The sequence below is a fragment of the Rhizobium sp. 21-4511-3d genome, assembly GCF_053522545.1.
This window is the reverse complement of the sequence record NZ_JBNWCF010000013.1, coordinates 34,246-50,936: the sequence shown is the minus strand read 5'-3', so window position 1 is coordinate 50,936 and position 16,691 is coordinate 34,246. Positions and strand designations below refer to the sequence as shown.

Genomic DNA, 16,691 nt, shown 5'->3' with positions numbered 1-16,691 from the left:
CATGATCCCGCAGGAGATCATCCGGCGAAAGCGAAACGGCGAGACGCTCTCTTCCGGAGAGATCGAAGCCTTCGTCACGGCGCTGGCAAAGGGGCATCTGTCCGAGGGGCAGATCGGCGCCTTTGCCATGGCCGTCTGGTTCAAGGGGATGAGCCGCGCGGAGACGGTGGCGCTGACGCTGGCCATGGCGAATTCGGGCGATATGCTAACTTGGGAAGGCATCGACCGCCCCATTGCCGACAAGCATTCCACCGGCGGCGTCGGCGACAATGTCTCGCTGATGCTCGCGCCGATCGCGGCAGCCTGTGGCCTTGCCGTGCCGATGATATCGGGCCGCGGGCTCGGCCATACCGGTGGCACGCTGGACAAGCTGGAATCCATACCAGGCTATCTGATCACCCCGGATGCCGCCCTGTTCCGCAAGGTGGTGAAGGAAGCCGGTTGCGCCATCATCGGCCAGACGGGTGCGCTAGCCCCTGCCGATGGCAAGCTCTACGCCGTGCGCGATGTCACCGCGACCGTGGACTCCGTCCCGCTGATCACGGCCTCGATTCTATCGAAGAAGCTTGCTGCGGGATTGCAGACGCTGATCCTCGACGTGAAGACCGGCAGCGGCGCCTTCTTGACGGATGCCGACGAGGCGAAGACGCTGGCAAGCTCGCTGGTCGAGGTTGCCAATGGCGCAGGCGTCAAGACCTCGGCACTGCTGACTGATATGAACGAGCCGCTGGCGGACGCTGCCGGCAATGCAGTCGAGATCTGGAACTGCCTCGATTTTCTGTCCGGCAAAAAATCCGGCACACGGCTGGAAGCAATCGTGCTGGCCTTTGCTGCGGAGATGCTGGTCGGGAGCGGCGTTGCTGCGTCGCTTGCCGATGGTGAAGTAAGCGCCCGCCAGGCGCTCTCCTCAGGCCACGCGATGGAAACCTTTGCACGAATGGTCGCGATGCTGGGCGGCCCGGTGGATTTCGTCGAAAGCCCCGCCAGATATCTGAAGGCCGCGCCGGTACAGAAGCCGGTGCTGGCGCCGGAGAGCGGCTGGCTGGCAAGCTGTGATGCGAGAGAGGCCGGCATGGCCGTCATCGATCTCGGCGGCGGGCGGCGGCATCCATCCGACAGGATCGACCATCGCGTCGGCTTCTCCGGCCTGCTGCCGCTCGGCACGCAGGTGGAAAAGGGCCAGCCGATCGCCTTCGTCCACGCCGCCGACGATGCGGCCGCCGGACGGGCTGCGGCTGCGATAATCGCGAATTACAAGATATCCGGCGACAAGCCGAAGCTGCCACCGGTCATATCTGGCCGCGTCTGATCTTACTGCTTGAGGCTGAGCGCGCCGTCGGCGACGGAGTAGGAGTCGAGCTTCTTCAGGAAGCTCATGCCGACAAGCGTCTGCGACAGGGCATCATCACGGAGAACGAAGGCTTCGACGCCCTGAACCCGGATGCCGCCGATCTCCATGCGATCGAGCGTGACATGGGCGGCCTTGGTCTGGCCGTTCGCGGTGTTGACGGCATAGCGGAAGTCGAGCTGATTGCCGCCATAGCCGAGACGGCGGGCAAGGCTCTCGTTGAGCGCCACATAGGTCGCGCCCGTGTCGATCATGCCCTGAACAGGCTTTCCGTTGATCTTGAAATCGCCGTTGAAATGGCCCTGGGCGTCGGCCTGCAGGCGCATGCTGCCGCTTCCAGCGATGGGCGAGGGCGCGGCAGCCTCGTCGGGCGCGGCGGAAACGTAATTTGCGGAAACGGGGGTATCGGCCGGCTGCGGGCTCATCGCCAGAAACAGCGAGGGCACCTGGGTCGCCAGAGCCGCGGCAATGCTCGCGAAAATGACTGTACGCATGAGCATGAAACAGAAATCCTTCCTGCATAAACCGCGCATCATGCGAGGCCTCATTCTCAAGCTGCTACGTCATAATTGCTGACAAGTTGCTAACGCCGAAACGCAAATGGCCCGGATCGCGGATCCGGGCCATGTTTGTGCACCGATTTGGTAAATCGGAAATTGACGTTACTTCGTCCCGTACATGCGGTCGCCGGCATCGCCGAGGCCGGGCATGATGTAGCCCTGCTCGTTCAGATGGCTGTCGATCGACGCGGTAAAGACCGGCACATCGGGATGTTCCGCGCGGAAATTCTTCAGGCCTTCCGGTGCCGCGAGCAGGCAGAGGAAGCGGATATTGCGCGCACCGCGCTCCTTCAGCTTGTCGATTGCCGCGATCGCCGAATTACCCGTGGCCAGCATCGGGTCGACGACGATGATCAGACGCTCGGAAATGTCCTCGGGCGCCTTGAAGAAATACTCGACCGGCTGCAGCGTCTCGTGATCGCGATAGACGCCGATATGCGAAACGCGTGCCGAGGGCACGAGATCGAGCATGCCTTCGAGCAGGCCGTTGCCGGCGCGCAGGATCGAGGCGAAAACCAGCTTCTTGCCTTCAAGGACCGGAGACTCGATCGTCTGCAGCGGCGTTTCGATGGTCTCCATCGTCAGCTCGAGATCGCGGGTGACCTCGTAGCAGAGCAGCGTCGAGATTTCGCGCAGCAACCGGCGGAAGCTGCCCGTCGATGTCTCCTTGCGCCGCATGATCGTCAGTTTGTGCTGGACGAGCGGATGATCGATGACGGTTACGCCTTCCATGGCCAAGCCTTCCTTTGATTATTGTTATCCGACGTTTCTTCCATCTAAATCGCCCGGACTGCAAGAGAGCAGGCGATTTTCACAGCATCATCCCCAGCGCCGGCGAGCGTCAGAGCTTCGCGAGCAGCGCCCGGCGGGTGTCCTCGTCAACGAAGGCCGCCTCGATGCCGGTGCGGGTCAGATCGTTGATCTCGGCGTCGCTGAAGCCGAAGGCATCGGCGGCCAGCTCGTATTCCCGTTTCAGCGAGGTATGGAAGAACGGCGGATCGTCCGAGCTGATCGTCACGCGCACGCCGGCTTCCTTCAGCTTGCGCAGCGGATGCGAGGCGAAGTCCGGGAAAACGTTCAGCGCGATATTCGAGCCCGGGCAGACTTCCAGCACGGTGCCGAGATCGGCCAGCCGCTTGACGAGATCGGCATCCTCGATTGCCCTGACACCATGGCCGATACGGGCCGGTCGCACGTCGTTCAGCGCATCCTCGACGCTGAAGGCGCCGCAGACCTCGCCGGCATGGATCGTCAGCCCGAGACCGGCGTCACGGGCAATATCGAAGGCCCGGGCATAATCCGCCACGCGGCCCATCCGTTCTTCACCGGCAAGGTTGAAACCGGTGATCAGCGGGTTTTGCGCCTTCGCGGCATATTCGGCAGCGCCGATCACGCTTTCCGGGCCGAAATGGCGCTCGCCGGTAACGATCAGCCGCGCCTCGATACCGCTCTTGGCCTTGGCGCGGCGAATGCCTTCGCAGACGCCCTCGATATAGGCATCGGCGCCGAGGCCGATACGCTTGCCATGATCGGGAGAGACGATGAGCTCGCTGTAGATCGTGCCGATGCCGGAGAGCTCGGCGAGATAGGTTTCCGTCAGCAGCGCATAGTCTTCCTCGGTCTTATAGACCTCGGAAACCTTGTCGTAGCACTCCAGGAAGCTTGCAAAATCATGCCAGACATAGGCGCCATCCCTGAGATAGGGCGTGATGTCGATATTGTACTTGCGTGCCTGTTCCAGCGTCAGCGCCGGCGGGGCCGCGCCCTCCAGGTGGCAGTGCAGCTCAACCTTCTTCAAATGCGATGTCATAAAAAGCTTCTCCCATGCGGCCCGGCGGCAATGCCGAGATGCCGGGCAACCGTTTCGCCGATATCGGCATATGTTCTGCGAATCCCGATATCGCGCGAGCGCAGCCCGGGTCCATAGGCGAGGATCGGCACGCGTTCGCGGGTGTGGTCGGTGCCGCGCCAGGTCGGATCGCAGCCGTGATCGGCCGTCAGGATCACCAGATCGCCTGGCGCCAGCTTGCGGTGCACATCCGGAAGGCGCGCATCGAAGGCTTCGAGCGCGGCGGCATAGCCGGGAACATCGCGGCGGTGGCCGTAGATCATGTCGAAATCGACGAAATTCGTGAATACCAGCTCGCCGTCCTGGGCTTCGTCCATGGCGGCCAACGACGCATCCATCAGCGCCTCGTTGCCATTCGCCTTGATCACCCGCGAAACGCCCTGATGGGCGAAGATATCGCCGATCTTGCCGACAGCGTGGACCTTGCGCTCGGCGGTGACCAGCCGGTCGAGCAGCGTCGGCTCCGGTGGCGGTACTGAGAAGTCGCGCCGGTTGCCGGTCCGTTCGAAGGTCGAGGCCGTCTCGCCGACAAAGGGCCGGGCAATGACACGGCCGATATTGTAGCTGTCGAGCAGCGCCCGGGCGATGAGGCAGAAACCAAGCAGCCGCTCGAGCCCGAAATGCTTCTCGTGGGCAGCCACCTGGAAGACGGAATCCGCCGACGTGTAGCAGATCGGCTTGCCCGTGCGGATATGCTCCGCGCCGAAGCGGGCGATCACCTCGGTTCCCGAAGCATGGCAATTGCCGAGAATGCCGGGCACATCGGCCGCCGAGCAGAGCGCCTCGACCAGCTGCGGCGGAAAGGCATCGCCCTCGGTCGGGAAGTAGCCCCAATCGAAGGTGACAGGCGTACCGGCGATCTCCCAATGCCCGGATGGCGTATCCTTGCCGCGGGACACTTCGCTCGCGCATCCATGAATGCCGTAAACCTTCTCCGGCATCGGCATCCCCGCCGGAAACCGCCCGGTCGCAGCCTTCGCAGCCTGCAGCAACCCGAGAGCCGTCATATTCGGAAGCAGGAGCGGCCCGGACCGCAGCCCGGCGCGATCGGCAGCGCCGGCAGCGCAGAACTCGGCGATATGCCCAAGCGTATCTGCGCCCTCGTCGCCATAGCTGGAAGCATCCGGGCTCCCGCCCACACCGAAGGAATCGAGTACGAAAAGAAATGCACGTGCCATCATCAGACCAATTGCTCTGCGGCATCACGCCGCGATGGCGCTCAGGCATATAACGCCCGTGCTTGCTTGGCAAATTGCAGGGCAGGGCTCAGCAGTCGCCGCAGGGGATATTGTCGCCTTGACGCTGGCGGTAATAATAGGTCCGGCTGATCGTCAGGGTTTGCATGTTGCCGGGCAGGAAGGCAGGAGTGAAGGCGAAGAGTTGGTAGGGGATGCTCAACTCGGCGCGCACCAGGAAGCTGCTTGCCTTCTGCATGTCGGACGGAACGCCGGTTACAACAGAGTTTGCTGCATAGGGTGCGGTCGTGGAGCTATTCTGCCAAGACCAGAGCACCTTTGCGTTGGCGCTCGCGTCAATCGTGATGCCGGTCAGCTTGATCTGCATCTGTGATGTATTGAACGGCGCGAAGATGGCATTCGCCACGTTGCTGAACTGTTGAAGCGAGCTCTTGGTGACATTCTGCTGCTGCGTTACGATGTCGGCAACCGAACCCGCAGATCGAGCCGCGCGCTTGCTGACGCTGAGCCCGACCGTGATCTCGAAGGCGCCGATATAGAGCATCATGAGGATCGGGAAGAGGATCGCGAATTCGATCGCGCCGACGCCCGTTCGATCGCCGAAAATCTCGATGAGCTTGGATCTGATGTTGAGACGAAAGGCGCGGATCATCACGGATACTGCTCGTTCTGGAAAGCCGCGGTAGCAACGATCAGGTATTCGTTGAGGCGTGCGCCCGTCGTTGTCTTGTAGGGCGTGATATAGGGGCGCACGAGATCGGTGATGACCTGCCATTTATAATAGGCCCGCACCATGTTCCTCGTACCGGAGCCACCGGGGCTATACTGGATGCCGGACGTATCAAGGCCCGTTGCGTTCATCGGAATGGTGGTCGGCATGTCCGAGAAATTCGTAAACGTCCTCACGTCGAGCCAGAGTTTGTTGGGCGTGGACACTTCGGAAGCTGAACATTGAATGAGAATCGACACTTCATTGCAGAAGGACTGACGGAAGGCTGCTGAGGTGTTTACGTCGGTCGCTCGGCCCAGGTTGTAGGTGATTTGGCCGGTGCGCATCTTGCGGGCCATCGTATCGACGCCGTTCGACACCAACTCTTCAGCCGCGAAGGCCACGAAGGTCTCGATGATTGCGAAGATCACCATGAAGTAAGGAATGGCGAGCAGAGCAAATTCAATTGCAGCGGAGCCGTCCTTGGAGCGCATGAAGATTCCAAACCGGCCGCGCTTCGGCGTACTGGCTACGGCGAGTTGCTTCTGCAGGCAAGGTTCTGCGCTTTGGGGCGAGTTTGTCATCCGCCGATCCTAGGGCGCGTTCGTTGATTTTCCGTTTCAGAGCGAAGCAACAATTTAACGGAGCGGATACGTCAGCGCCGTCAGCCGCCTGTGCCTGCTGCCGTCGCCGATTCCTGCGTATGCTGTTCGCAAGTGGGAGAGCAGGAGAGGACTGAGCGGTCTGTTTGACGGTAGACGCGCACCGTGTTGCCTTCATCGATAGACACCAGGATCGTCTGGTCGAGAATGGCATTTCCGTCCACGTCGAGAAGAACGATGTTTGTTGTCCCGAAGCTGCGGCCTGTCAGCACGATCGTCTTTGAATCCGCCACCGTCGCGTCGGCAACCTTCGCATTGCCGACAATGACCTTGCTGACGGCGCGATCGAGCTTCAGTACGCGCGCGTGATCCATGTAAACGCGCAGCATGTCTTCTTCCGCCAGGGAAGAGTGCGGGCTTGCGAACCAAGGAAGGGCGGCAATGCACGCCATGATAACGGTCTTGCCGCGTGACGACATGGAACTCTCTTTGAACTTCGGCAGAATTTCACAACAGCATGGAAAAAATTGGTGAATGAAGACTTAAAAGCCGCCATTTTCGTCAGATCGGTGCAGAATGCCTCCCGAAATCGTACGCTTTTGTCACTCTGGCCGGGCGCTTGTAATGTTGTGGCACGATGCATGTATTAAAGTATAACGCCTCGAATCCTCGCTGAGGCAGTGCATCTAACGCATAGATAAAATTGTAATATATCCAGTAAGAAACCCCTCACCATGAGTGGGTCTACTTTAGCATTAACCTCCCGGTAACCCTCTTCTTTAAGCCGATTGAAACAGCGCCGCGTTAGGTTGGGCTAATCCGATCAACGGCAAACAGTTGGCGGACGTGCTGAACATCAACTGGAGTAGGAGTTACACATGACCAAGCTTGTAAGCCGTTTTCTGAAGGACGAATCTGGCGCGACCGCAATTGAATACGGTCTGATCGCCGCCCTGATTTCCGTAGCGCTGATCGCTGGCGCAACGAGCCTCGGCACCAACATCAACAACGTGTTCCAGAACCTGAGCACGAAGATGAGCAACGCCGCTACGGCTGCTTCCAAGTAAGTCGCGAATAGCGCGGCCGGAATAGGCAAGACATGCCTTGCGAAGGCTCACCTAAGACGTGAGCCTTTTTGCTTTTTGGGGATCGGTAGATGATTGCTGCAGCCGTGTTCGTGATTTTTCCGTTCTGCTTGGCCGTCGCGGCTCTGTCCGATCTCTTCACGATGACCATTCCTAATCGGGTGTCTCTCGTCCTAGCGCTCAGTTTTCTGCTGACGGCTCCGTTAGTGGGGATGCAGTTTGAGGCAATCGGCTTGTCGCTCGTCGCAGGCCTCGCTGTGTTCATGGCCTGCTTTGCGCTATTCGCTTTGAACATCATGGGCGGTGGCGACGCCAAGCTTCTCTCTGCCGCCGCTCTCTGGTTCGGCCTTACAAACTCTCTGGTCCTGTTTGTTGCGGCTGTCGGCCTGTTCGGCGGGCTTCTGACCTTCGCTATCCTGTTGCTGAGAACGCAGTCGAACACGATCCTTGCGATGGGCGTACCTGTTCCAAATTCACTGATTCTGGCAAAGAAGATCCCCTACGGCATTGCGATCGCAGCGGGTGGATTTATTGCCTTCCCTTCGTCGCCGATCTTTACCGCGACCTTGGAAGCCCTGAAATAACGGCGTTTTAAACGCTCGTTAACTTAAAATGTAAGGCTTCCGTTAACTATAATTACACCAATTCAAGAGCATTCTGCGAGACGAATATGCATCGTCCGAGGAATGATCGATGAAACCCGCCCGTCTTCTTATACTTTCAGTGGCCGTTGTCGCCGCCGGTCTGGCCGGCCTGCTGGCAATGCAGCTTGCTGGACGCGGTGGCGTCGTTACTCAGGTACAGTCGGTTGTCGAAAAGGAACCGACGGTCAACGTCCTTGTCTCCAGCGCCAATCTCGCTGTCGGATCGCGAATCGACGAAAAGACGGTTCATTGGATGCCTTGGCCTCAGGACGGCGTCGTCCAGGGCTTTATCACCGAGACGGAAAAGCCGGATGCCCTGAAGGAATTGCAGGGTGCGGTCGTCCGTTTGCCGATCTTCGAGGGCGAACCGATACGCGCTGAAAAGGTGGCGGATTCGAATAGCCGCATCCTTTCAGCTTTGCTTCCCGCCGGAAAGCGCGCCGTCGCCACCGAGATTTCGGTCGCAACTGGCGCTGGCGGCTTCATCCTGCCGAATGATCGCGTTGACGTCATCATGGTTCGCAAGGGGCAGGGCACCGACAAGTTCATAACCGAAAACGTGCTGAACAACGTTCGCGTCCTGGCGATCGACCAACAGATCCAGGAGAAGGAAGACGGCTCGAAAGCGGTGGTCGGCACGACCGCGACGCTGGAGCTGACCCCCGACCAATCCAAAGTCCTGATTGTCGCGCAGCAGATGGCCGACAGGCTTTCGCTGACGCTGCGTTCGGTCGCCGATGCGCAGGAGCAGGATACCACCGCGGCGGACTATCTGCTCAGCGGCGACAACGGAAATGCACTGGTTCAGGTCATCAAGTCGGGATCGATCGTGACCGATAGCGCTGCGCCGAAGGCAGAATGAGGACATCGAGATGACCAAGACCGCACGGCGCACCAAGCTTCTGCTCACCACTGTCATGTCGCTCACGGTTGCGATCACCGGCCTCGTGCCGGATTTCATGGCTCCCGTCTTCGGCGTCAGCAAGGCATTTGCCGATGCCGACGGCATTGTCCGCATCTCGCAAAGCGGTCCTGGTGCCCATCGCCGCCTCAAGCTCGGCCTCAACAAGGCGGTTGTCGTCGATCTGCCTGAGGACGCGCATGATATCCTCGTTTCCGATCCGTCGATGGCCGACGCCGTGACGCGCACGTCGCGCCGCATCTATCTTTTCGGCAAGAAGGTCGGCCAGACGAACATCTTCATCTTTGGCGCTGACGGCCAGGAAGTCGTCAGCCTCGATATCGAGATCGAACGCGATGTCTCCGGTCTCGAAGCAAATCTGAAGCGCTTCATTCCGGACTCGAACATCAATGTCGAGATCGTTTCCGACAACATCGTGCTGACCGGCACGGTGCGTACGCCGCAGGACGCGTCGCAGGCAGCTGACCTGGCTGGCGCCTTCCTGAAGGGTGGCGAAGCGACGACGCGGACGGAAACGGCATCGAGCAGCGCGCAACAGGGCGACGTAGCTCTCTTCGCCGAAGCTCGCCAGCAGTCGCAGGTGGTCAACCTGCTGCAGATCCAGGGCGAGGATCAGGTAACGCTGAAGGTGACGATCGCTGAGGTTCGCCGCGAAATTCTCAAGCAGATCGGCTTCGACAATCTTGTTTCCGGCTCATCGGGCCTGACGGTCGCGCAGCTCGGAGCGCCGGCCGTCGATGGCGCCGCGTCCGTCGCTGGTGGTGGTCTCGCAGCGCTCTTCAAGTCGTCGATCGGGAAATACGATATCTCGACCTACCTGAATGCACTTGAGCAGGCCAAGGTCGTCAGAACGCTCGCCGAGCCAACGTTGACCGCAATCTCTGGGCAGGCCGCGACCTTCAATTCCGGTGGTCAGGTTCTGTATTCCACGACCGACAATGACGGTAACGTCACTGTCGTTCCCTACAATTATGGTATCAATCTCGGCTTCAAACCGGTGGTTCTCTCGTCGGGCCGCATCAGTCTCGAGATCAAGACCAATGTTTCCGAGCCCGCTCCGTCGGCGACGGGTTCTGCTCCGACCTATCAGCGCCGCTCGGCCGAAACCTCGGTGGAATTGCCCTCCGGCGGCTCGATCGCCCTTGCCGGCTTGATCCGCGACAACGTTTCTCAGACCTCCAACGGCACGCCGGGGGTCAACAAGATCCCGCTGCTCGGCACGCTTTTCCGTCAGCGGACGGTCGAGCGCGACGAGACAGAGTTGGTCATCATTGCGACGCCCTACCTGGTGCGCCCGGTTGCCCGCAACCAGCTGAACCGTCCGGACGACAATTTCAGCCCGGAGAACGACGGCCAGGCCTTCTTCATGAACCGTGTGAACAAGGTCTACGGCAGTCGCGAGGCGCCGGTCGCCGACGCGCAGTTCCATGGCTCCATCGGGTTTATCTACAAATGAGAACGGCGCAGCTGGAAACGATCATGATGAAGTCCAATCAGGCGGTGGCCGGTATGACACAGATGAAGACAAGCGCTCCGAAATTGCTGGCTATGGCCGGTCTGTTGGCTGCAGCCGCTCTAACGGGCTGCGCGGCGCCGCGCGACAATCTGACGACCGGCGGCATTCCCGACGATTACCGGCAGCGTCACCCGATCGTCGTGACCGAAGCTGAGCAGGCTGTCGATATCCCGGTTGCCACCACGGATCGCCGGCTGACCATCGCTCAAAAAGATCTCATTCGCGGTTTCGCAACGATGTATATCTCGCGCGCGTCCGGCCCGGTTTACCTGATGTCGCCGCAGGGCTCCGCCAACGCCTCGGCGGTCAGCCAGCTGCGGGGCCAGGTCCGCGCCGAGCTTGCTTCACGCGGTATCTCGACCTCCAAGATTGTCTACGCCTCCTATGCCGCGGCAGGTGGCGGAGATGCGGCACCCATCCGCCTGACCTTCACGGGTACGACCGCCGTAACGACCCAATGCGGCCAGTGGCCGAAGGATATCGGCGGTGGCTTCGACAATCAGAATTACTACAATTTTGGCTGCGCCTATCAGAACAACCTGGCGGCGCAGGTTGCCAATCCCGAGGACTTCATTGCGCCGCGCGGCATGACGCCGATCGATGCAGCGCGCCGCAACAATGCGATCACCGAGTATCGTGGATACAGCACGACTCTCGAACAGAGCGACGCCTCTGGCTTCTAAGCACGGAACGGAATGATGAGCGCAGTCGAATACGAAATCACAAACACGACCGAGCTTCGCAATGCCGAAGAAGCCGTTCGCATGGCTGATCTCGAAAATATGCGGCCTCTGCCACGTATCTCGGTTCACGCCTTCTGCGAGAGCGAAGCGCTGCAGCAGGTCATGGAGCGCTGCGCCAACGATCGCCGTGTTTCCAAGGTCAGCCTGCGCATCACCAGCGGCGGCATCGCCGCCGCCGCCAACATGTTCCAGACGACGCCGACGCCGAACCTCATCATTCTCGAGACCAAGGCGAGCGCCGCAAACCTGCTCGCCGAGCTCGCGCCGCTCGCCAGCGTCTGCGATCCCTCGACCAAGGTCGTCATCGTCGGCTATTACAACGATATCGCCCTTTACCGCGAACTGATCCGCAACGGCATCTCCGAATATATGGTGCAGCCGGTCTCGATGCCTGACGTCATGATGGCCATGGCGCAGATCTTCGTCGATCCGGATGCGGAGCCGCTTGGACGCAGCATCGCATTCATCGGTGCCAAGGGCGGTGTCGGCGCCTCGACTGTCGCCCATAACTGCGCCTTCGGCATCTCCAGCCTGTTCGCGACAGAAACGATCCTCGCCGATCTCGACCTTCCCTATGGCACGGCGAACATCGATTTCGACCAGGATCCGACACAGGGCATCGCCGAAGCCGTCTATGCGCCGGAACGCTTGGACGAAGTATTTCTCGATCGCCTGCTGACGAAGTGCTCCGAGCATCTGTCGATGCTGGCAGCGCCGTCGCTGCTCGACCGCGCCTATGACTTTGATGGTCACGCATTCCAGCCGGTTCTCGATGTGTTGCAGCGCAGTGCCCCGGTCACGGTTCTCGATGTTCCGCATGCCTGGTCGGAATGGACGCGTTCAGTGCTCAGCGCCGCAGACGAGGTGGTGATCTGCGCCGCGCCTGATCTCGCGAACCTGCGCAACACCAAGAACATGCTCGACGCGTTGCGTAAGCTGCGTCCGAACGACAAGGCGCCGCATCTGATCCTCAATCAGGTCGGCATGCCGAAGCGTCCTGAAATTGCTCCCGGCGACTTCTGCGAGCCGTTGGAGACTTATCCGATCGCGATCATCCCCTTCGACATCAACCTCTTCGGCAATGCCGCAAACAGTGGCCGGATGATCTCAGAAATGGATCCCAAGTCGCCGACAGCGGAAACCTTCTCGCAGCTTTCGCATATCGTCACCGGCCGTGTCGCCGTGAAGAAGGCAAAGCGCGGCGGCCTTCTCGGACTTCTGAAGCGCGGCAAGTAACGTAAAGCGTAGATTGGAATTGGCATGTTCGGAAAACGCGGAAATGATGGTTTCGGAAAGGCTGGCGGCGTAGCAGCGCCACCGCCGCCGGTTGCCGTTGCCGCACCGGCATCCACCTCGCCGCAGGTTCTCGTCGAGCCTGCCCGGGAGAATGTACGCCAGCAGGTTGCGCCGCCGCCGATGCAGACGCCGCAGCGCCGGCGCCCGGTTCGCACCGAAGAATATTACGACACCAAGGCGCAGGTCTTTTCCGCGCTCATCGACACGATCGACCTGTCGCAGCTTGCCAAGCTCGATGCCGAGAGCGCGCGGGAAGAAATCCGCGACATCGTCAACGACATCATCACGATCAAGAACTTCGCGATGTCGATTTCCGAGCAGGAGGAACTGCTCGAAGACATCTGCAACGACGTTCTCGGCTACGGTCCGCTCGAGCCGCTGCTGGCGCGTGACGACATCGCCGACATCATGGTCAACGGTGCCGGCCAGACCTTCATCGAAGTCGGCGGCAAGACGATTGAATCGGAAATCCGCTTCCGTGACAACTCTCAGCTCCTGTCGATCTGCCAGCGCATCGTCAGCCAGGTCGGCCGCCGCGTCGATGAATCTAGCCCGATCTGCGACGCCCGCCTTCCTGACGGTTCGCGTGTCAACGTTATCGCGCCACCACTGGCGATTGACGGTCCGGCACTGACCATTCGTAAGTTCAAGAAGGACAAGCTGACACTGGACCAGCTGGTCCGCTTCGGCGCGATCACGCCCGAGGGCGCGACGCTGCTGCAGATCATCGGCCGCGTTCGCTGCAACGTCGTCATCTCCGGCGGTACCGGTTCCGGTAAGACGACGCTGCTGAACTGCTTGACGAACTACATCGACCGTGACGAGCGTGTGATCACCTGCGAAGACACGGCCGAACTTCAGCTGCAGCAGCCGCATGTCGTACGCCTCGAAACGCGCCCGCCGAATATCGAAGGCGAAGGCGAGATCACCATGCGCGATCTCGTCAAGAACTGCCTTCGTATGCGTCCCGAACGTATCATCGTCGGCGAAGTGCGCGGACCGGAGGTGTTCGACCTTCTGCAGGCGATGAATACCGGTCACGACGGCTCGATGGGAACGATCCACTCCAATTCGCCGCGCGAATGCCTGAGCCGTATCGAATCGATGATCGCCATGGGCGGCTTCAGCCTTCCCGCCAAGACCGTCCGCGAAATCATCGCCGGTTCGATCGATGTGATCGTCCAGGCGGCTCGTCTGCGCGATGGTTCGCGCCGCATCACGGCGATCACCGAGGTGATCGGCATGGAAGGCGATGTCATCATCACCCAGGACCTGATGCGTTACGAAATCGAAGGCGAAGATGCCGCCGGCCGCCTGATCGGCCGCCATATGTCGACCGGTATCGGCAAGCCGAATTTCTGGGACCGTGCCCGCTACTATAACGAAGAAAAGCGCCTGGCCGCTGCTCTCGATGAGATGGAAGCAAAGTCGAAGGGGGCATGATGTTCGGGCTTGATCCAATCGTTCTCGGTATCATTCTCCTCGTTGCAGTTGCCGCGGGTGCGGTTTGCTACGGCGTTCTCTTCACCCGGATGGAAACCGAGAAGAAGGCCGCGAGCCGCGTGAACCGTGTCGGCTCGGCTGAAACCGATCGCACCAACGTGAAGGCGGCGCGCGACCGCGTCCAGGAAATGTCCAAGCGCCGCAAATCTGTGCAGGACAACCTCAAGGATCTCGAAAAACGGCAGCAGGAAAATTCCAAGCGCAAGCTTTCGCTTAAGTCGCGGTTGAGCCAGGCCGGTTTTTCCATCACGCCCGCAAAGTTCTACATGTTCAGCGCAGGTTTTGGCGTATTCCTAACGCTTATCGCCTTCCTCGCTGGCGCTCCCACGATGGTGATATTGGGTGTACCCGTTATTGCCGGCCTTGGTTTGCCCCGGTGGATTCTCGGCTTCCTCATTAAGCGTCGCCAGAACAAGTTCCTTGATGAGTTTCCGAATGCGCTTGATGTCATCGTTCGTTCGATCAAGTCGGGCTTGCCTCTCAATGACGCCATCCGGCTGATCGCCAATGAAGGACGCGAGCCTGTGAAGGCAGAGTTTCGACGGGTCGTCGAATCTCAGCAGGTTGGCCTTAGCGTACCCGACGCCTGCATGCGCATGACCAACTATATGCCTCTGCAGGAAGTGAGCTTCTTCGCGATCGTCATCACCATCCAATCTCAGGCCGGCGGCAATCTCTCAGAAGCGATCGGCAACCTTTCCAAGGTTTTGCGCGACCGTAAGAAGATGAAGGCCAAGGTCAAGGCGTTGTCCATGGAAGCCAAGGCCTCGGCTGTGATCATCGGCGCGCTGCCATTCATTGTTGCCACGCTCGTCTACATGACGTCACCGCAATACATGACCATTCTCTTCACCGACCCGCGCGGTCACCTGATCATGGGCGCTTCGGCGATCTGGATGTCGATCGGCATCTTCGTCATGCGCAACATGGTCAGCTTCGATATCTGACGGAGAGGGGCGGAGGCGATGTCTTCAGATCTTGCATCAAGATTGACCGATCCGGCGATGCTGGTCGCGCTCCTCGTCGCGATCGCCGTTTTCGCAACACTCTATACGGTCGCTGTGCCGTTCTTCGAGCGTGGTGACCTCAACAAGCGTATGCGTGCGGTGTCCAGCGAGCGCGACCAGATCCGCGCCCGTGAGCGTGCCCGCCTGAACGCGGAGGCAACTGCAAGCAAAGCGTCCCTACGAACGCAGAACAATCGCTCCGTCCGCCAGATCGTCGAACGCTTCAATCTTCGCGAGGCGCTGGTCGACGAAAACACGATGAATAAGCTGAAGGCGGCAGGCTTCCGGTCTGAAAACGCCCTCAACACCTTCCTGGTCGCGCGCTTTCTCTTGCCGTTCCTTTTTCTCGCTCTCGGCGCATTCTACATTTTCGGCCTCGGCCATCTGATCGAGAAGCCGCTGCCGATCCGGTTACTCGCTGTTATCGGCACTGCCTATCTCGGCTTCTACGCGCCGAACATCTTCATCTCCAATCGTATGAGCAAGCGTCAGCACTCGATCAAGCGTGCCTGGCCCGATGCTCTCGACCTGATGCTGATCTGCGTGGAATCGGGCATCTCCATCGAAGCGGCGATGCGTCGCGTTTCTGAAGAGCTGGGAGAGCAGTCTCCGGCCCTTGCCGAAGAAATGGTGCTAACGACAGCCGAACTCTCCTTCCTCCCGGATCGCCGTCAGGCACTCGAGAATCTCGGTACCCGCACGCAGATCGATCTCGTCCGCTCGGTCACCCAGGCACTGATCCAGGCAGACCGCTACGGTACGCCAATCTCCCAGGCGCTCCGCGTTCTGGCGCAGGAAGGCCGTGACGAGCGCATGAACGAGGCGGAGAAGAAGGCCGCCGCGCTGCCGCCGAAGCTCACCGTTCCGATGATCCTGTTCTTCCTGCCGGTGCTCGTTGCCGTCATTCTCGGGCCGGCCGGTATCCAGGTTGCCGATCGCTTCTGAAGTCTCTTGAAGGCTTCGGCGAATGGGTTTAGCCATAGGCTCCGCGTGACTGGCGATTGAGATGGATAACCATCGGGGAGCGCGGGCTTTACGCCGCTCGCCTGGGCACCTTCGGTCACAAAGGAGCCCCTATGTCTTCAGCTGCCATTCTTTTCAGTATTTTCGCCGCCATGCTCGTCGGTGCGATGAGCCCCGGCCCAAGCTTCGTGGTCGTATCGCGCATTGCCATTTCCCGCTCGCGCCTGGATGGGCTGGCCGCCGCGGTCGGCATGGGCGTCGGCGGCATCACCTTCAGCGTTCTTGCTCTTGCGGGGTTGACCGCTCTGCTGGCGCAATTCGCCTGGCTCTATATCGTTCTGAAGGTCGCCGGCGGTGCCTATCTCGTCTACATCGCCTACCGGATCTGGCGGGGCGCAAAAGAGCCGCTGGCCGTTGGCGATGCCATGGACGGCCGCTCTTCGATCCGCCGCAGCTTCACGACGGCCGTGCTGACGCAACTCAGCAATCCGAAGACGATTATCGTCTATGCCAGCATCTTTGCAGCCTTCCTGCCGAAGGTCATTCCGCTTGGCGTCATCATCGGCCTGCCGATCGGCATCTTCGCAATCGAGGCTGGATGGTACGCGATCGTGGCGCTGGCTTTCTCGTCGCAGCGCCCGCGCCGCGCCTATTTGGCGGCGAAAGCCTGGATCGATCGCGCAGCCGGGCTCGTCATGGGCGGCCTCGGGCTGAGGCTGATCGTTTCCGGCGTGATGCTGCGATAAGG

Annotated in this window: 18 protein-coding genes and 1 riboswitch; of the genes, 11 read left to right on the top strand and 7 right to left on the bottom strand. The window is 60.3% G+C overall.

The window, feature by feature from the left end; all coding sequences use genetic code 11:
* The first annotated feature begins 1 nt into the window (after window position 1).
* Window positions 2-1,309 carry a thymidine phosphorylase gene (deoA, locus tag ACQZ5H_RS24965; RefSeq protein ID WP_449099248.1) on the top strand — a complete coding sequence of 436 codons (1,308 nt, stop codon included), beginning with the start codon at window positions 2-4 and terminating at the stop codon, window positions 1,307-1,309.
* 2 nt (window positions 1,310-1,311) lie between these two features.
* Here the strand turns inward: deoA and ACQZ5H_RS24960 are convergent, their stop codons facing one another.
* The 7 genes from ACQZ5H_RS24960 to ACQZ5H_RS24930 form a co-directional block, all read right to left on the bottom strand.
* A complete protein-coding gene (locus ACQZ5H_RS24960; RefSeq protein ID WP_449099247.1) occupies window positions 1,312-1,884 on the bottom strand; it encodes a TIGR02281 family clan AA aspartic protease in 573 nt (190 codons plus the stop codon).
* Window positions 1,885-2,010: 126 nt separating this feature from the next.
* Window positions 2,011-2,640 carry a uracil phosphoribosyltransferase gene (gene upp / locus ACQZ5H_RS24955; RefSeq protein WP_112714402.1) on the bottom strand — a complete coding sequence of 210 codons (630 nt, stop codon included), beginning with the start codon at window positions 2,638-2,640 and terminating at the stop codon, window positions 2,011-2,013.
* 109 nt (window positions 2,641-2,749) lie between these two features.
* On the bottom strand, window positions 2,750-3,718 hold the full coding sequence (locus ACQZ5H_RS24950; RefSeq protein ID WP_449099246.1) for an adenosine deaminase: 969 nt from the start codon (window positions 3,716-3,718) through the stop codon (window positions 2,750-2,752).
* Window positions 3,715-4,935, bottom strand: a complete 1,221-nt coding sequence (locus tag ACQZ5H_RS24945) for a phosphopentomutase (RefSeq protein WP_449099324.1) — start codon at window positions 4,933-4,935, stop codon at window positions 3,715-3,717. The genes ACQZ5H_RS24950 and ACQZ5H_RS24945 overlap by 4 nt, the downstream gene beginning before the upstream one ends.
* Window positions 4,936-5,023: 88 nt before the next feature.
* The gene (locus ACQZ5H_RS24940) at window positions 5,024-5,605 is read right to left on the bottom strand and encodes a TadE/TadG family type IV pilus assembly protein (protein WP_112714060.1); all 582 of its coding nucleotides are present in this window, start codon (window positions 5,603-5,605) and stop codon (window positions 5,024-5,026) included.
* Complete coding sequence (locus ACQZ5H_RS24935; RefSeq protein ID WP_112714058.1) at window positions 5,605-6,246, bottom strand: TadE/TadG family type IV pilus assembly protein; 642 nt, start codon at window positions 6,244-6,246, stop codon at window positions 5,605-5,607. Before ACQZ5H_RS24935 ends, ACQZ5H_RS24940 begins: the two co-directional genes overlap by 1 nt.
* An 80-nt stretch (window positions 6,247-6,326) precedes the next feature.
* Window positions 6,327-6,743, bottom strand: a complete 417-nt coding sequence (locus ACQZ5H_RS24930) for a pilus assembly protein N-terminal domain-containing protein (protein ID WP_130279337.1) — start codon at window positions 6,741-6,743, stop codon at window positions 6,327-6,329.
* A gap of 399 nt (window positions 6,744-7,142) precedes the next feature.
* On the opposite strand from ACQZ5H_RS24930, the gene ACQZ5H_RS24925 reads away from it, so the two are divergent.
* The 10 genes from ACQZ5H_RS24925 (at window position 7,143) to ACQZ5H_RS24880 (ending at window position 16,689) form a co-directional block, all read left to right on the top strand.
* A complete protein-coding gene (locus ACQZ5H_RS24925) occupies window positions 7,143-7,331 on the top strand; it encodes a Flp family type IVb pilin (protein ID WP_112514234.1) in 189 nt (62 codons plus the stop codon).
* Window positions 7,332-7,420: 89 nt separating this feature from the next.
* A complete protein-coding gene (locus tag ACQZ5H_RS24920; protein WP_112714054.1) occupies window positions 7,421-7,933 on the top strand; it encodes an A24 family peptidase in 513 nt (170 codons plus the stop codon).
* A 109-nt stretch (window positions 7,934-8,042) separates the two neighbouring features.
* The gene (cpaB, locus tag ACQZ5H_RS24915; protein WP_449099245.1) at window positions 8,043-8,855 is read left to right on the top strand and encodes a Flp pilus assembly protein CpaB; all 813 of its coding nucleotides are present in this window, start codon (window positions 8,043-8,045) and stop codon (window positions 8,853-8,855) included.
* Between the two features lie 10 nt (window positions 8,856-8,865).
* The gene (locus ACQZ5H_RS24910) at window positions 8,866-10,371 is read left to right on the top strand and encodes a type II and III secretion system protein family protein (RefSeq protein WP_112714050.1); all 1,506 of its coding nucleotides are present in this window, start codon (window positions 8,866-8,868) and stop codon (window positions 10,369-10,371) included.
* Window positions 10,372-10,397: 26 nt separating this feature from the next.
* Window positions 10,398-11,114, top strand: coding sequence for a CpaD family pilus assembly protein (locus tag ACQZ5H_RS24905; RefSeq protein ID WP_112714398.1), 717 nt, complete (start codon window positions 10,398-10,400; stop codon window positions 11,112-11,114).
* Between the two features lie 15 nt (window positions 11,115-11,129).
* Entirely contained in the window at window positions 11,130-12,410 is a 1,281-nt protein-coding gene (locus ACQZ5H_RS24900; protein ID WP_449099244.1) for an AAA family ATPase, read from the top strand.
* Window positions 12,411-12,434: 24 nt separating this feature from the next.
* Entirely contained in the window at window positions 12,435-13,913 is a 1,479-nt protein-coding gene (locus ACQZ5H_RS24895; protein ID WP_449099243.1) for a CpaF family protein, read from the top strand.
* Window positions 13,913-14,920 carry a type II secretion system F family protein gene (locus ACQZ5H_RS24890; protein ID WP_449099323.1) on the top strand — a complete coding sequence of 336 codons (1,008 nt, stop codon included), beginning with the start codon at window positions 13,913-13,915 and terminating at the stop codon, window positions 14,918-14,920. Before ACQZ5H_RS24895 ends, ACQZ5H_RS24890 begins: the two co-directional genes overlap by 1 nt.
* An 18-nt stretch (window positions 14,921-14,938) precedes the next feature.
* Complete coding sequence (locus ACQZ5H_RS24885; RefSeq protein WP_112714042.1) at window positions 14,939-15,925, top strand: type II secretion system F family protein; 987 nt, start codon at window positions 14,939-14,941, stop codon at window positions 15,923-15,925.
* Between the two features lie 35 nt (window positions 15,926-15,960).
* A riboswitch (ZMP/ZTP riboswitch) is annotated at window positions 15,961-16,039 on the top strand.
* Window positions 16,040-16,056: 17 nt separating this feature from the next.
* Window positions 16,057-16,689, top strand: coding sequence for a LysE family translocator (locus ACQZ5H_RS24880; RefSeq protein ID WP_449099242.1), 633 nt, complete (start codon window positions 16,057-16,059; stop codon window positions 16,687-16,689).
* Window positions 16,690-16,691: the final 2 nt, after the last annotated feature.

Bases quoted from the DNA above. Each gene is read 5' to 3' on its own strand.
- deoA (WP_449099248.1), top strand. From the start codon at position 2: ATGATCCCGCAGGAGATCATCCGGCGAAAGCGAAACGGCGAGACGCTC.
- ACQZ5H_RS24960 (WP_449099247.1), bottom strand. From the start codon at position 1,884: ATGATGCGCGGTTTATGCAGGAAGGATTTCTGTTTCATGCTCATGCGT.
- upp (WP_112714402.1), bottom strand. From the start codon at position 2,640: ATGGAAGGCGTAACCGTCATCGATCATCCGCTCGTCCAGCACAAACTG.
- ACQZ5H_RS24950 (WP_449099246.1), bottom strand. From the start codon at position 3,718: ATGACATCGCATTTGAAGAAGGTTGAGCTGCACTGCCACCTGGAGGGC.
- ACQZ5H_RS24945 (WP_449099324.1), bottom strand. From the start codon at position 4,935: ATGGCACGTGCATTTCTTTTCGTACTCGATTCCTTCGGTGTGGGCGGG.
- ACQZ5H_RS24940 (WP_112714060.1), bottom strand. From the start codon at position 5,605: ATGATCCGCGCCTTTCGTCTCAACATCAGATCCAAGCTCATCGAGATT.
- ACQZ5H_RS24935 (WP_112714058.1), bottom strand. From the start codon at position 6,246: ATGACAAACTCGCCCCAAAGCGCAGAACCTTGCCTGCAGAAGCAACTC.
- ACQZ5H_RS24930 (WP_130279337.1), bottom strand. From the start codon at position 6,743: ATGTCGTCACGCGGCAAGACCGTTATCATGGCGTGCATTGCCGCCCTT.
- ACQZ5H_RS24925 (WP_112514234.1), top strand. From the start codon at position 7,143: ATGACCAAGCTTGTAAGCCGTTTTCTGAAGGACGAATCTGGCGCGACC.
- ACQZ5H_RS24920 (WP_112714054.1), top strand. From the start codon at position 7,421: ATGATTGCTGCAGCCGTGTTCGTGATTTTTCCGTTCTGCTTGGCCGTC.
- cpaB (WP_449099245.1), top strand. From the start codon at position 8,043: ATGAAACCCGCCCGTCTTCTTATACTTTCAGTGGCCGTTGTCGCCGCC.
- ACQZ5H_RS24910 (WP_112714050.1), top strand. From the start codon at position 8,866: ATGACCAAGACCGCACGGCGCACCAAGCTTCTGCTCACCACTGTCATG.
- ACQZ5H_RS24905 (WP_112714398.1), top strand. From the start codon at position 10,398: ATGAAGTCCAATCAGGCGGTGGCCGGTATGACACAGATGAAGACAAGC.
- ACQZ5H_RS24900 (WP_449099244.1), top strand. From the start codon at position 11,130: ATGAGCGCAGTCGAATACGAAATCACAAACACGACCGAGCTTCGCAAT.
- ACQZ5H_RS24895 (WP_449099243.1), top strand. From the start codon at position 12,435: ATGTTCGGAAAACGCGGAAATGATGGTTTCGGAAAGGCTGGCGGCGTA.
- ACQZ5H_RS24890 (WP_449099323.1), top strand. From the start codon at position 13,913: ATGTTCGGGCTTGATCCAATCGTTCTCGGTATCATTCTCCTCGTTGCA.
- ACQZ5H_RS24885 (WP_112714042.1), top strand. From the start codon at position 14,939: ATGTCTTCAGATCTTGCATCAAGATTGACCGATCCGGCGATGCTGGTC.
- ACQZ5H_RS24880 (WP_449099242.1), top strand. From the start codon at position 16,057: ATGTCTTCAGCTGCCATTCTTTTCAGTATTTTCGCCGCCATGCTCGTC.